The sequence below is a fragment of the uncultured Tateyamaria sp. genome, from assembly GCF_947494755.1.
In the GTDB taxonomy this organism is placed as follows: domain Bacteria; phylum Pseudomonadota; class Alphaproteobacteria; order Rhodobacterales; family Rhodobacteraceae; genus Tateyamaria.
Genome location: NZ_CANLVZ010000013.1, coordinates 22135 through 35291 on the forward strand (window position 1 = coordinate 22135; position 13157 = coordinate 35291).

Genomic DNA, 13157 nt, shown 5'->3' on the forward strand with positions numbered 1-13157 from the left:
GAGAGTGTCGATGCTGAAAGTCTATTTATCCGGTGAAATTCACACCGATTGGCGTGAGCAGATTGTTGATGGTGCCAACGATCTGGATGTTCAGTTTTCCGCCCCCGTGACCGATCACGGTGCCAGCGATGATTGCGGTGTTGCGATTCTTGGGGCGGAGGACAACAAGTATTGGCACGACCACAAGGGCGCGATGGTCAACGCGATCCGGACCCGCAGGGGGATTGCGGATGCAGATGTGGTCGTGGTCCGCTTTGGGGATCAGTACAAGCAGTGGAACGCGGCCTTTGATGCGGGTTATGCTGCGGCACTGGGCAAGTCGTTGATCATTCTGCACGGGCCCGATCACGCCCATGCGTTGAAAGAGGTTGATGCGGCGGCGCTGGCCGTGGCGCGGGAACCGGCGCAGGTGGTCGAGATCCTGCGCTATGTGCTGACCGGCGCGCTGCTAGGATAGTCGTCGGGCGGGACTGTTCCGGGCCGGTGGCCCGAAATGCGCCCACCCACCGACCCATGGTCACGCTTGTGTTGCGCGGGGTGTCCTCCTAGCCTTGGTGCAGGAGGAGCGCCATGAAGTTCGACTATGTGATTGTGGGCGGCGGGTCAGCCGGATGCGTTATGGCCTCTCGTCTGAGCGAGGATGCTGCTGTCAGCGTCTGTCTGATTGAAGCGGGCGGATCGGGCCGCGACATCTTCGTCCGTGCGCCTGCGCTGGTCGCGGGCATGATCTCTGGCCGTCCCAAGATCAACAATTGGGCGTTTCATACCGAGCCGCAGCCCGAACTGAACGGGCGGCGTGGTTTTCAGCCGCGGGGCAAGACCTTGGGGGGATCAAGCGCGATCAATGCGATGCTGTATGTGCGCGGTCATCCTGCTGACTATGATGAATGGGCAGATCTGGGAGCCACCGGGTGGGACTGGAACGCCGTGCTGCCCTGGTTTAAACACGCCGAAGGCAACGCCCGGGGCTTGGATGATCTGCACGGCAGTGATGGCCCCTTGCAGGTTAGGGACCAGTCCGAACCGCGCCCGATCTCCCATGCCTTTGTCGAGGCCGGGGCGCAGACACAGATCCCGGTCAGCACGGATTTCAACGGGCCCGACCAAGAGGGCATTGGCCTTTATCAGGTGACCCAGCATCATAAGGGCGATGCGAAGGGTGAGCGATGTTCTGCGGCCTCTGCCTACCTGCCCGATGCTGTCCGTGCACGGGCGAATTTGACCGTCTTGACCCGCGCGATGGCGCAGAAGGTCGAGGTCGAGGCGGGACGCGCCGTTGGCGTGCGTGTCAAACATCAAGGCCAGGTCAAACTGGTTGAGGCTGCCCACGAGGTCATCTTGTCCGCGGGCGCGTTCGGATCGCCACAACTGCTGTTGTTGTCTGGGATCGGACCACGTGATGAGTTGGCGGCCCATGGTGTCGAGACGGTGAAAGAATTGCCCGGTGTGGGCCAAAACCTTCAGGACCATCTGGATTACATCATCAGCTATCATTCCAAACGCGATGATGTCGTGGGTTTGGGCCCAAAGGGGCTGATGGCTTTGGGCAAGGCCGGGTTGAGGTGGCGCAAGGATGGCACGGGTCTGTTTGCGTCACCCATGGCCGAGGCGGGCGGGTTCATCAAATCCGAACGGGGTCTGGATCGCCCGGACCTGCAACTGCATTTCGTCGTCGGCATCGTGGATCAACACATGCGCAAGATCCACGTCAAGTTCGGGTATTCCTGCCACGTCTGTGTGTTGCGCCCTGAAAGCCGTGGCTCGGTTGGTCTGCAATCGGCAGACCCTGCTGCGCCGCCGCGGATCGATCCCGGATATCTGTCTGATCCACACGATCTGGCCGTCTTGATGAAAGGGGCGCGCGAGATGGAGCGTATTCTGGACGCGCCTGCGCTTGCCCCGTGGAAGGGCAAGAAGCTATACGCTCATGACGGGAGTGATGCCAGCCTTGAGGCCGACATTCGCGGCCGTTCGGACACAATATATCACCCGGTCGGGACCTGCCGTATGGGGACAGACGACATGGCCGTGACCGATGCGTCGGGCTGTGTTCATGGGGTTGAGGGCTTGCGCGTGGTTGATGCATCGCTGATGCCGCGTCTGGTTGGGGGCAACACCAACGCGCCAACCATCATGATGGCTGAAAAGATCAGTGCAGGGATGCGCGGCGCGCCAAACCTTTAAGATGCGCGCCGCTTGATCGTTGTGTTTCAGGTATTTTTGGCGAACGGAAGTCAGGGTCGGGGTGGCGTATTCATCCCTTTGGTCACCGCAGGCCGGGCCATGAAACGGTCCAGATAGGCCCCGAGGTTCTTGTGATCATCCCAGTTCACCATGTCCTTGGCTTCGTAGAAGTTAAGCGCGTTCAGCCACGGTGCGATCGCAATATCCGCGATGGAATAGGCACCCGTGATCCAGTCCTTGTCGGATAGCGCGGTGTCGAGCACGCCGAGCAGCCGCTTGGCTTCGTCAACATAGCGTTGCTGGGGTCGCTTGTCTTCCCACTCGCTGCCTGCGAATTTCACGAAGAACCCCATCTGTCCCAGCATTGGGCCCAATCCGCCCATCTGAAACATGAGCCATTGGATCGTCTTGGCGCGCTCGGTCGCCGTGTTGCCCATCAGTTTGCCTGACTTCTCAGCGAGGTAGATCAGGATTGCACCGGACTCAAACAATCCGATGGGGCCGTCCGGCCCATTCGGGTCGATGATGGCCGGGATCTTGTTGTTGGGGTTCAGCGACAGGAACTCGGGGCTTTTGACATCCGCGTCTGCGAGGGTGACGAGGTGTGCCTCATAGGGGATTTCCATCTCCTCGAGGGCGATGGATGCCTTGACCCCGTTGGGCGTGGGGAAGGCAAACAATTGCAGGATATCAGGGTTTTGAGGCGTCCATTTTCGGGTGATCGGGAAGGCGCTGAGGTCGGCCATATCGGGCATCTCCATGTAAACTACGGGTAGGACATAAGCGATTTTCCCCGTCAAAATAACCTTGGACCTGTGAGAACATGTGTTAACAGGTGTTCATCTGCGCACCAAAACAACAAAACGCGCAGCACTAAGCCAACAAGGGACAAGATATGCTAAACGAATTCAAAGACTTTATCGCCAAGGGCAATGTCATGGACATGGCCGTCGGTATCATCATCGGGGCGGCATTTACGGCCATCGTGTCGTCGCTGGTGGCGGACCTGATCAACCCCTTCATCGGTCTGTTTACAGGCGGTATCGACTTTACTAACATGTATTTTGTGCTGTCTGGCGATGTGCCTGAGGGCGCGTCTCTTGAAGCGGCGCGTGAGGCGGGTGCTGCCGTGTTCGCTTACGGCGCGTTTGTCATGGCTGTGATCAACTTCCTGATCATCGCGTTCGTTGTGTTTATGCTGGTCCGCAGTGTGAACAAGATCAAGGCGGCGGCTGAAAAGCCTGACGAGGTGGCCCCTGAGGTGGAAACTGGTCCAAGCGAGTTGGATATCCTGATGGAAATTCGGGACTCCCTGGCGAAGTAAGTCACTGGTTAGATTGTGAAAGGTGCTGCTTCTTTATTGAGGTGGCGCCTTTTTTTGCCCGGTTTCGAAAATGGGGCTGCTGGAGGATCGTAGCAGGCGGGTCTCGTGTGCCGCTGAGGTCAAAGCCCTGTGACCGCGAGAGCGAGAATACGGTCGCTTTCGATACCAATTTCGGAATATTGTGCGTCATTGGAAAGTCTCGTGCAAACAATGAGCGTATATGTCACTTGATCCAACTGATCGTCGTATCCTTGCCGCCCTGCAAAAGCGGGGACGCATGTCGAATGCGGATCTCAGCGAGGCTGCCAACCTGTCCCCGTCTGCGTGCCATCGCCGGGTGCAACGACTTGAAGAGTCGGGGTATATCCGGGGTTACGTCGCCCTTTTGGACGCGCGCAAGATGGGTGTGCCGACCACCGTGTTTGTGGAAATTACCCTTCAGGGTCAAGCGGATGAGGTGCTGGACGCCTTTGAAAAGGCGGTGTCGCGGATACCGGATGTGTTGGAATGTCATCTGATGGCGGGCACCGCGGATTACATCCTCAAGGTCGTTGCGGAAGGCACCGAAGATTTCGCGCGCATTCACCGTCAGCATTTGGCGCGCTTGCCCGGTGTGGCGCAGATGCAATCGAGCTTTGCGCTGCGGACGGTGTTCAAGACAACGGCGCTGCCGGTCTGAGATAGCCGCAATTAGCAGAATTTTTAGACCTGTCCTGTAGCACGCCTCACAACTCTTGTTTGTTTAGGTGTCGCGATGCGTATTTGGATCATGATGATGGCGTTGGTGCTGTCAGGCCCGGTGGCGGCACTGGCTGTCGCACCAGAGCCTGAAGAGGGCTTGGCTCTGGTCATTGTCGCGCCTTGGCAGGATCCAGCACCCATTCTGGCTGCGATGGAGGGGCATGAAATAGGACCCGTGCGCGCGCCAATGGCCTTTCTTGTTCAATCCTCCGATCCCGAGGGACATGCCAAAGCCTATGCCGCTGGCGCGATTTGGGTCACCAACAGCGCAGTATTGGCCACGATTTGTGGAGTGGCCTTATGAAAACTGACGTCCTGTCCGCGCTGGATCAATCCCGCTTTCAGGCGGCTGAGTGGATTTTGTACTGGTGCGCTGGAATCGGGTGCGTCGTTGCGGTGTTCGGGGTGGTACTGCCCGTGGAGTCAGTCCTGCCTGGGGTGATTGCCTTGGGGGCCACAGGGGTCGCCTATTGGTCGCTGAAACGACGACACAAACATCATCGCCTGTTGGTCGGTCAGGCCGCAGTTGCCCAAGCCATCGGCCTTGTCGCGGCATTTTCGGGGTCCGGGTGGCAGATCGATGCGCATATGTTGTTCTTTGTTGCCATGTCGACGCTTGTGGGCCTTGTCGATACGCGCGCGATTGTGTGGGCGGCGGTGACGACAGTCTTGCACCACCTTTCCCTCGGGGTCTTTCTGCCCCAATTGGTATTCCCGTCCTTTGATTTGATCGAGAATGTCAAACGCGTCTTGTTTCACGGCGTCATTGTCGGGTTTCAGGTGGGGGCGTTGTATTGGGCTGTGTCCAACAGACTGCAGCTGACGGAAGAAGTTCAGGGCGCATTGAGCACCGCTGAAACACAGGCGCGGCGCGCGTCACAGGCGGGTGACGTGGCCGAAGCAGCGCGTCAGGACGCCCAAGCCGAAGCACGCCGCGCGCAAGAGGCGCAGGCCAAGGCCGAGGAATTGGTGAAGGTCTTGCATGAGGAACAAGCGGCACGGGAGGAGGCGGATCAGGCCAAACGCGCAGCCGAGGAGCGTAGCGCCGAAACACAGCGTGCCCGCATGGAAGAACAGGACCACGTCGTCACAGCCTTGCGTGGGGGGCTCGAACGCATTGCAAGCGGTGACCTGTCGAGCCCGCTGGATGCTCCATTTCCGCACGCTTACGAGCCACTGCGTAAAGACTATAACCGTGCGATCTCCAAACTCGCGTCCGTGCTGACCCAAATTGTTGACAGCACCAATGATCTGTTGATGCGCGTCGCCGCGGTCAGCCGTTCAGCCGATGAATTGGCAAGCCAGACAGAAAGGCAGGTTGCTTCCCTGGATGCCACAAGCCACTCCGTTGACAATTTGCACGCCGTTGTGCGCGACTCGACCGAAAATGCTACCTCGACCGCAGCAGTCGCCGAGGCGGTCAAAGGCGACGCGATCGCGGGTGGAGATATCGTGCGCAAGGTCATCACCGCGATGAGTGAGATTGAAAGCTCCTCCCGAGAGATTGCTGAAATCAATGCCGCCATGGATGCGATTGCATTTCAGACAAACCTGCTTGCCCTCAATGCTGGGGTTGAGGCCGCGCGCGCCGGTGAAGCCGGACGTGGGTTTTCGGTTGTGGCGTCGGAGGTGCGCGCGCTGTCACGCCGCGCCACCGAAGCGGCGCAGGGCATCAATGAATTGACCCAACGCAGCGGGCGGCAGGTCAATGCCGGCGTGGTGTTGGTGAAAGACGCCGGGGATGCCTTGGATGGGATCGTGAAATCGGTGGCGGATATGACGACATCCGTCGATCATATCGCCGCAGCCGCGCTCAAACAGTCAGACGGGCTTGGTGTGGTCAAAACGTCTGTGACCGAGCTTGACGCCGTCGCCCAACGAAACGCCATGATGTTTGAAGAAACGACAACGGCCTGTCAGGCGTTGACCTCCGGGATGGAAACCATCGCCGCCAATCTCAAGGCGTTCAAATTGGCACCGTCCGTGCGCCCAGCACCGACTGCGTTTGAGGCCGCCCATGACCATCGTCAGGATGCGGCTGCGTCATAGTCGTCCTTTGATCGGCGCATAAAAAAACCCCGAGAGGTTGCCATCTCGGGGAATCACTATTCTCGAAAAAAGCCACAAAGGGTAACTTACATCATACCTTCGCGTTGCGCTTTTTTGCGTGCCAGCTTGCGGGCACGGCGGATCGCTTCAGCTTTCTCGCGCGCTTTTTTCTCGGACGGTTTCTCGAAATGTTGCTTGAGCTTCATTTCACGGAACACGCCTTCGCGCTGGAGCTTTTTCTTCAGAGCCCGGAGAGCCTGATCGACATTGTTGTCGCGAACACTAACCTGCATGTGGTTGTCACCACCTTTCTAGATTCGAGTTGCAAGGATTTGCAGGAAGTGGCCGTATAGCAAGCACGCCCTACCTTGTCCAGCATTCCCCTTGCGTCGGAGCACACCCATGTCGAGCGACTATGAAACCACCAAAGACACGCTGCTGGACGCGGCCTTGCTGCATGTTCCCTTCGATGGCTGGTCGGATGCGACACTCAAGGCAGCGGCCCGCGATGCGGACATCGACATGGCGATGGCCCGTGCCGTGTGTCCGCGCGGCGCGGTCGATCTGGCGCTTGCCTATCACGCGCGCGGAGACGCGGCTATGGTGGCCCGGCTCAAGGCGGATCCGCTGCCAGACCGGTTTCGCGACAAGGTGGCCGCCGCAGTCCGCGCGCGGATCGAAGCCGTCAGTGACAAGGAGGCCGTGCGCCGTGGCACAACGCTGTTCGCCCTGCCGACCTATGCGGCGGATGGGGCCAAGGCCATCTGGGGCACGTCGGATTTGATCTGGAACACGTTGGGCGACACGTCCAAGGATGTGAATTGGTATACAAAACGCGCCACCTTGGCTGGCGTCTACAGCACCACGGTTCTGTATTGGCTGGGCGATGATAGTGCCGACAACCAAGCGACCTGGGCGTTTCTGGACCGCCGAATCGACGATGTGATGCAGATCGAAAAGGTCAAAGCGCAAATCCGCGACAACAAGGTGCTGAGCAGTTTGTTGTCCGGCCCAAACTGGTTGCTTGGCCAGATCAAGGCCCCTCAGCACATGACGCCCCCGGACATGCCCGGAAGCTGGTCCTCGCGCAGCAAATAGACGTGTTTCGAGATGTGTGGCGCGGACCGCGAGGTGCCGACAGCGACGCCAATGGCTGCGGCACCAAGTCGGTCGTCTGCGCACAGCAAGCCGTATGTCTTCCATTTTCCAGCCCAAAGACGATACGCTGTCCCAAAGGGAGCAGATGCCGATGACCGAGCTGATGAATGCGATTGAGATCACCAAACCAGGCGGCCCCGATGTGCTGCGCGTTGTGGATCGTCCACGACCCGAGGCCGGGCATGGCCAGGTCGTCATCCAGGTTGCATGGGCGGGCGTGAACCGACCGGATGCGCTGCAACGCGCCGGTCTTTACAATCCGCCCCCGACCGCAAGTGACCTGCCGGGGCTGGAGGCGTCTGGCAAGATTGTGGCCATCGGTGCGGGCGTCAGCGGTTTGGCTGTCGGCGACCATGTTTGCGCGCTGCTGCCCGGAGGTGGCTATGCGGAATATGTCGCAACGCCCGCCGCGCATTGTTTGCCGATCCCAGAGGGGATGAGCTTGAGGGACGCGGCCTGCCTGCCCGAAAACTATTTCACGGTGTGGTCCAATGTTTTCACACGAGGTGGCCTCAAAGGCGGAGAGCGGTTCCTGGTCCATGGCGGGTCCAGCGGCATCGGAACAACGGCCATCCAGCTTGCCCATGCCTTTGGTGCACGGGTCTTCACCACGGCCGGTTCCGAGAAAAAATGCCAAGCCTGCCGCGATCTTGGTGCCGAAGTTGCGATCAACTATCGCGACGCGGATTTCGTCGAGATTCTGAAGGCACAAGGTGGCGCTGATCTGATCTTGGATATGGTCGGCGGGCCCTATATCCAGCGCAACCTGAGCGCCCTTGCGGATGATGGCCGCCTTGTTCAGATCGCCTTTCTTGAGGGGCCCAAAGTCGAGTTGAACATGGTGCAGATGATGACGCGCCGCTTGACCCTGACGGGCAGCACGCTGCGGCCGCAAAGCGATCTGGCCAAGGCGCGGATTGCGCAGGATCTACGCGAAGCCGTGTGGCCTTTGCTTGCGGCGGGACGAATTGCGCCGATTATGGACTCCGAGTTCTCCTTGAGCGACGCCACAGCGGCACATGAGCGGATGGAAAGCTCGGATCACATTGGTAAGATCGTACTAGAGGTGGCTGGCGGTTGAAGAGGGGGCCAGTCCCCTCGGTCTTTGGCCTCACCCCCGCGGTAATTCCGACCAGAAGAAACGCCAAGTTAATTCTGAGGTGCTGATATCAGCACACGGTACAGGCTGCGGAGCCGTTGGCCGTGTCAGAAGAAGCAATGCTTGTATAGCGCCTGCGGTGCTCACAGGGTGAGTGGCGCGGGCGTTTTTATTTCTTTTGACCGAAAATACCGCTGCCGGAGGCATCCGGACGGTTCGATTCGCGCGGACCCCAGCTTTGGTGGATTCGTCATGCAGATAGATTGCTCGGGCCTATCGGACGGGCGCAAATAACGCATTTTGCAGTGTGCAATCGCGAACAACATCCTGTCCGCAGGGGACCGGTTCAAGGTCGCGGGACAGGCAAATCCGGGCTTCCTGAATGTGCCCCTCGCGGCAGGTGATCGTGATACCGTCGGGCTCCATGGTGGGGTTGGATTGCAAGAACGCATCTTGCACCACAGATGCGGGCAGTCTCACTGTGTCCCCCAGCTTACGAAACACTGGTGGTCGCACGACCCGCGCGTAGGCATCGCGCGAGACGGCGTAATAGTCCGCTGCCGACAGGCCCGAACAGACCCCGTGTTTTTTCCATTGGTGCCATGCGAGACCAGATGTGCCCATGATATCTGCCATCTCGGCGGTCATTCCACGCGAGGGCGGGCGTTCCGATGTCGGACAATAAGACGGGTAGCCGCGATGAAATTGTGGCCACAGCCCGTGCATGATCCAGCCGTGATCGTGGCGCGCGTCACATTGGTCCGACCCACGTGCGTCACCCTCATAGGCGCACCAGTTGGGCGACCAGCTGAGGCTTAGCACGTAGTAGTCGAATACCCCCGACCGCTCCCCTTCGGCCCAGGCGGGCATCGCCAGCAATATCCAGATCACCACAGCACGCATAAGGCTTTCCTTTTTCGACCTCACCCCTTATATCCCGCCCAAGTTCCCCTACAACGGAAACCCGCCTTGGGCCCCAAGGCCGCCGATTTCAGGCGACGGGACAGATATGCGCGAAGGAGCATGACAATGGCAAAACCGATCATGGCCAAGGCCACCGCCGTCTGGCTGGTGGACAACACAACTCTCAGCTTCAAGCAGATCGCTGACTTTGTGGAAATGCACGAGCTGGAAGTGCAGGGCATTGCTGACGGCGATGTGGCCGCAGGTGTCAAAGGCTTTGATCCTATTGCCAACAATCAGCTCACGCAGGACGAAATTGACGCGGCTGAACAGAACCCGCTGCACAAGCTGGCGCTGAAATACAACGCCGCCGCCGTCGGCGAGGAAAAGCGTCGCGGGCCCCGGTATACCCCTCTGTCCAAGCGTCAGGATCGCCCCGCTGCGATCTACTGGCTGGTTAAATTTCACCCCGAACTGACCGATGGGCAGATTTCGAAACTGGTCGGCACCACCAAACCGACCATCCAGTCGATTCGGGATCGCTCGCATTGGAACATCTCGAACATCCAGCCCGTCGATCCGGTCGCTTTGGGCCTGACAAAGCAGTCTGAACTGGATGCCGCCGTTCAAAAGGCCGCCGCCAAGAAGGCCGCCGATGGTGTGGTCATGTCTGATGATGAACGCCGCAAGCTGGTCAGCACCGAACAAAGCCTTGGTATGGAAGCGGAACCCAAAATCCCGACCGCCATCGAAGGTCTCGAGACGTTCTCGCTGTCGATGGATACCGATGCCGATGAGGATGAGGACGACAAGTCTACCTTGGTGGATGCTGACAGCCTGTTCAACCTGCCCAAAGATGGCGGCAAGGATGAAGACGAACAGCCCTAAGCGTCGCACCATTTGAACCGACCAGATGGGCGCGCTTTCTTCTGAGCTGCGCCCATTTTTTTGCCCGAGGGATTCTGATGACCCAATATGCATCCACCCAGTTGACCACCGACATCATCGCGGATTTGCGCAGCGACACTGTCACGGCCCCTGATGCAGCCATGCGCGCGGCCATGGCTGACGCCGAGGTGGGGGATGACGTGTACGGAGAGGATGCAACCGTTAATCGGCTTGAGGCTGAGTTGGCCGAGCGCTTGGGCAAGGAGGCCGGTTTGTTTCTGACCTCTGGCACGCAAAGCAACCTGGTCGGCATGCTCGCCCATTGCCAGCGTGGCGACGAAATCATCACCGGGCGCGGCTATCACATCTACAAATACGAGGCGGCAGGCGCATCCGTGTTGGGCGGTGTTGCTCTTGATCCGCTGGATGTGGCGCGCGATGGCGCATTGGAACCCGACGCGATCACAGCCGCCGTCAAAGATGACGATCCGCATCATGCAATCACCCGTCTGCTTGGTCTTGAAAACACCCATAACGGTCACGCTGTCTCGCTGGCGCGGTGCCAGCAGGCGGCGGATGCTGCACGTGCTGCGGGTTTGTCGGTCCATCTGGACGGTGCGCGGTTTTTCAATGCGGCCGAGGTTTTGGGCTGTACAGAGACCGACCTTGCCGGCATTTTCGATACCGTTTCGATTTGCCTATCCAAAGGGCTGGGCGCGCCGGTTGGTTCGGTTCTGGTGGGGCAGCGTGACCTGATCGCGCGTGCGCGGCGCTGGCGCAAAATGCTGGGCGGCGGCACACGCCAATCTGGCATTCTCGCGGCTGCGGGCCTTCATGCGTTGCGGCACAACGTGGATCGCCTGACCGAAGATCGCCAGCGGGCCGCCCGTCTGGGGCAGGCATTGTCGGCTTACGGCGATGTCACGCAAGCGACCAATATGGTGTTCTTCACACCCAAGAATGGGATCACACCGCAGATCATTTCCCGTCTCGCAGCTTCGGGTGTCCGCCTGAGCGGTGCCTTGGGGACAACCCGTCTGGTGTTGCACAAGGATGTGACCGATGAGGGGTTGGAGACCGCGATTTCGGGGTTTGAGCGGGCGTTGGCCTGAGCCTTCAGATCGCTTTGCGCGCTTTGAGTGCGGCGCTGATTGTCCCATCATCGAGATAGTCCAACTCGCCCCCGATCGGCACGCCTTGCGCCAGAGAGGTCAGCGTCACCCGTCCCTCCAACTGGTCGGCGATGTAATGCGCGGTGGTCTGCCCGTCGATCGTGGCGTTCAAGGCGAGGATCACCTCGGTGATCTCTTCGGTGGCCACCCGGTCCATCAGGCGGGGGATGCGCAGATCGTCCGGGCCGATGGCGTCCAAGGCGGACAGTGTCCCGCCCAGCACATGATAGCGTCCCTTGAACCCGCCAGCCCGCTCCATCGCCCAGAGGTCGGCCACATCCTCAACCACGCATATTTCGCCGTTTTCCCGCTTGGGCGAGGTGCAGATATCGCACACATCCGCAGTGCCGACATTGCCGCAGTTGAGGCACTCGCGCGCGGTCACGGCGACGGTTTGCATCGTGTCGGCCAGCGGGGTCAGCAACAGCGCGCGCTTGCGGATCATATGCAGTACCGCGCGCCGGGCTGAACGTGGCCCAAGGCCCGGCAGCTTTGCCATCATCTCGATCAGGGCGTCGATATCGCGTGTACTGCTCATGCGGGCACAATCTATTGCGGTTTGGGTCGAACAGGAAGGGCGTTCATGGGCTTTTAACCATCGCTCGCTAGGCTTTGTCTGTCACGCTGTAAAAGTGAGGTTTTGATGCGTCGGATTGTGTTCATTGGCTATCTATGGGTCTGTGCGATGATGGTGTCGGGTCCTACGCTGGCTTGTGCGTATCCGCCGGGCATCCAGGTGTTGGTCAAGACGCTGAATGATGTGCGCCTCAGCGGGGCAGAGGTGGCAATTCATCAACGCAACCGGTTGCGCCTTGGGTTAAGCCGCCTCGATCCGGCGGTGGTGCGCACGACACTGCCCGGTGAACTCAGCCGGGCGAACATGCGGTCGGTGAATGCTGTCCTGGCGGTGTCTGCCGCGCTGGCCAAAGGCAATGGCGTGCGATTGTCGCCCGCTGACATGCGGCATACGGAACGTCTGGTCACCGCTATGCGCGAGGGCTGCGAAGATGGCAATTCCAGCATTGCAGGAACCGAGCCAGCGAAGGGCGTGGAAAGTGGTGCGCGCCGCGCGAACGAGGGCAGTGGCACAGCACTCACATTTCGCGAAGGGCTCAATCGGCTGAGCATCACGTTTGCCCTCTATGTGACGTTCCTAAGCACGGTCGTGATCATTCGGCGCACCCAACGTGCGGGGCAGTCGACACCAACGCCGGATCTGCTCATGGATGGGCTGATGCCGCCGACAGTCGTGCGGCCGTCGCGCAAGTCCTAGCGGAGTACCTGAATGTCGGGTTTAGAACGGTAGCTTCATACCGGCGGGCAGGCCCATCCCTTCGGTCAGCTTGCTCATCTCTTCCTGCGCGCGTTCGGAGGCTTTCACCTGCGCGTCCTTGATCGCCGCCAGGATCAGATCTTCAACCACTTCCTTGTCGTCTCCGTTGAAGATCGACGGATCGATATCAAGTGCGGTTAACTCTCCCTTGGCCGTTGCCGTCGCTTTGACCAGACCCGCGCCCGACTCGCCCGTCACCGAGATGCTGTGCAATTCGTCCTGCATCTCGGCCATCTTGGTCTGCATTTCCTGCGCTTTTTTCATCATCCCGGCCATATCGCCAAGGCCGCCAAGTCCTTTGAGCAT

General features: G+C 59.6%; 16 protein-coding genes. 11 read left to right on the forward strand and 5 right to left on the reverse strand.

Features of this window, described 5'->3' with window-relative positions; all coding sequences use genetic code 11:
- Positions 1-10 precede the first annotated feature (10 nt).
- Together Q0908_RS15345 and Q0908_RS15350 are read left to right on the forward strand one after the other, a co-directional pair.
- Positions 11-457 carry a YtoQ family protein gene (locus Q0908_RS15345; RefSeq protein WP_299286335.1) on the forward strand — a complete coding sequence of 149 codons (447 nt, stop codon included), beginning with the start codon at positions 11-13 and terminating at the stop codon, positions 455-457.
- A 113-nt stretch (positions 458-570) separates the two neighbouring features.
- Positions 571-2184 carry a GMC family oxidoreductase N-terminal domain-containing protein gene (locus Q0908_RS15350; protein ID WP_299286338.1) on the forward strand — a complete coding sequence of 538 codons (1614 nt, stop codon included), beginning with the start codon at positions 571-573 and terminating at the stop codon, positions 2182-2184.
- Between the two features lie 50 nt (positions 2185-2234).
- On the opposite strand, the gene Q0908_RS15355 is transcribed toward Q0908_RS15350, so the two are convergent.
- A complete protein-coding gene (locus Q0908_RS15355; RefSeq protein ID WP_299286341.1) occupies positions 2235-2930 on the reverse strand; it encodes a glutathione S-transferase N-terminal domain-containing protein in 696 nt (231 codons plus the stop codon).
- A 149-nt stretch (positions 2931-3079) separates the two neighbouring features.
- Between Q0908_RS15355 and mscL the strand changes: the two genes are divergently transcribed.
- The 4 genes from mscL to Q0908_RS15375 all read left to right on the forward strand — a co-directional run bounded on the left by mscL (position 3080) and on the right by Q0908_RS15375 (position 6298).
- Positions 3080-3508, forward strand: a complete 429-nt coding sequence (mscL, locus tag Q0908_RS15360) for a large conductance mechanosensitive channel protein MscL (RefSeq protein ID WP_299286344.1) — start codon at positions 3080-3082, stop codon at positions 3506-3508.
- A gap of 220 nt (positions 3509-3728) precedes the next feature.
- Complete coding sequence (locus Q0908_RS15365) at positions 3729-4187, forward strand: Lrp/AsnC family transcriptional regulator (RefSeq protein WP_299286347.1); 459 nt, start codon at positions 3729-3731, stop codon at positions 4185-4187.
- 75 nt (positions 4188-4262) lie between these two features.
- The gene (locus Q0908_RS15370; protein ID WP_299286350.1) at positions 4263-4553 is read left to right on the forward strand and encodes a hypothetical protein; all 291 of its coding nucleotides are present in this window, start codon (positions 4263-4265) and stop codon (positions 4551-4553) included.
- A complete protein-coding gene (locus tag Q0908_RS15375; protein ID WP_299286353.1) occupies positions 4550-6298 on the forward strand; it encodes a methyl-accepting chemotaxis protein in 1749 nt (582 codons plus the stop codon). The genes Q0908_RS15370 and Q0908_RS15375 overlap by 4 nt, the downstream gene beginning before the upstream one ends.
- A gap of 86 nt (positions 6299-6384) precedes the next feature.
- On the opposite strand, the gene rpsU is transcribed toward Q0908_RS15375, so the two are convergent.
- Positions 6385-6591 (reverse strand): 30S ribosomal protein S21, encoded by a 207-nt coding sequence (gene rpsU, locus Q0908_RS15380; RefSeq protein WP_007118112.1) that lies wholly within the window; start codon positions 6589-6591, stop codon positions 6385-6387.
- 109 nt (positions 6592-6700) lie between these two features.
- On the opposite strand from rpsU, the gene Q0908_RS15385 reads away from it, so the two are divergent.
- Together Q0908_RS15385 and Q0908_RS15390 are read left to right on the forward strand one after the other, a co-directional pair.
- A complete protein-coding gene (locus tag Q0908_RS15385; RefSeq protein ID WP_299286358.1) occupies positions 6701-7396 on the forward strand; it encodes a COQ9 family protein in 696 nt (231 codons plus the stop codon).
- Between the two features lie 151 nt (positions 7397-7547).
- Positions 7548-8537 carry an NAD(P)H-quinone oxidoreductase gene (locus Q0908_RS15390; RefSeq protein WP_299286361.1) on the forward strand — a complete coding sequence of 330 codons (990 nt, stop codon included), beginning with the start codon at positions 7548-7550 and terminating at the stop codon, positions 8535-8537.
- Between the two features lie 291 nt (positions 8538-8828).
- Here the strand turns inward: Q0908_RS15390 and Q0908_RS15395 are convergent, their stop codons facing one another.
- The gene (locus Q0908_RS15395) at positions 8829-9458 is read right to left on the reverse strand and encodes a ribonuclease T2 (protein WP_299286363.1); all 630 of its coding nucleotides are present in this window, start codon (positions 9456-9458) and stop codon (positions 8829-8831) included.
- A 126-nt stretch (positions 9459-9584) separates the two neighbouring features.
- Here Q0908_RS15395 and Q0908_RS15400 point away from each other — a divergent pair, with 126 nt between their 5' ends.
- Positions 9585-10346, forward strand: a complete 762-nt coding sequence (locus Q0908_RS15400) for a DUF1013 domain-containing protein (protein WP_299286366.1) — start codon at positions 9585-9587, stop codon at positions 10344-10346.
- 77 nt (positions 10347-10423) lie between these two features.
- Positions 10424-11458, forward strand: coding sequence for a low-specificity L-threonine aldolase (gene ltaE / locus Q0908_RS15405; RefSeq protein WP_299286369.1), 1035 nt, complete (start codon positions 10424-10426; stop codon positions 11456-11458).
- 4 nt (positions 11459-11462) lie between these two features.
- Here the strand turns inward: ltaE and recR are convergent, their stop codons facing one another.
- Positions 11463-12056 carry a recombination mediator RecR gene (gene recR / locus Q0908_RS15410; protein ID WP_299286372.1) on the reverse strand — a complete coding sequence of 198 codons (594 nt, stop codon included), beginning with the start codon at positions 12054-12056 and terminating at the stop codon, positions 11463-11465.
- 105 nt (positions 12057-12161) lie between these two features.
- Between recR and Q0908_RS15415 the strand changes: the two genes are divergently transcribed.
- Entirely contained in the window at positions 12162-12791 is a 630-nt protein-coding gene (locus Q0908_RS15415) for a hypothetical protein (RefSeq protein ID WP_299286375.1), read from the forward strand.
- A 21-nt stretch (positions 12792-12812) separates the two neighbouring features.
- Here the strand turns inward: Q0908_RS15415 and Q0908_RS15420 are convergent, their stop codons facing one another.
- On the reverse strand, positions 12813-13157 hold the full coding sequence (locus Q0908_RS15420) for a YbaB/EbfC family nucleoid-associated protein (RefSeq protein ID WP_299286378.1): 345 nt from the start codon (positions 13155-13157) through the stop codon (positions 12813-12815).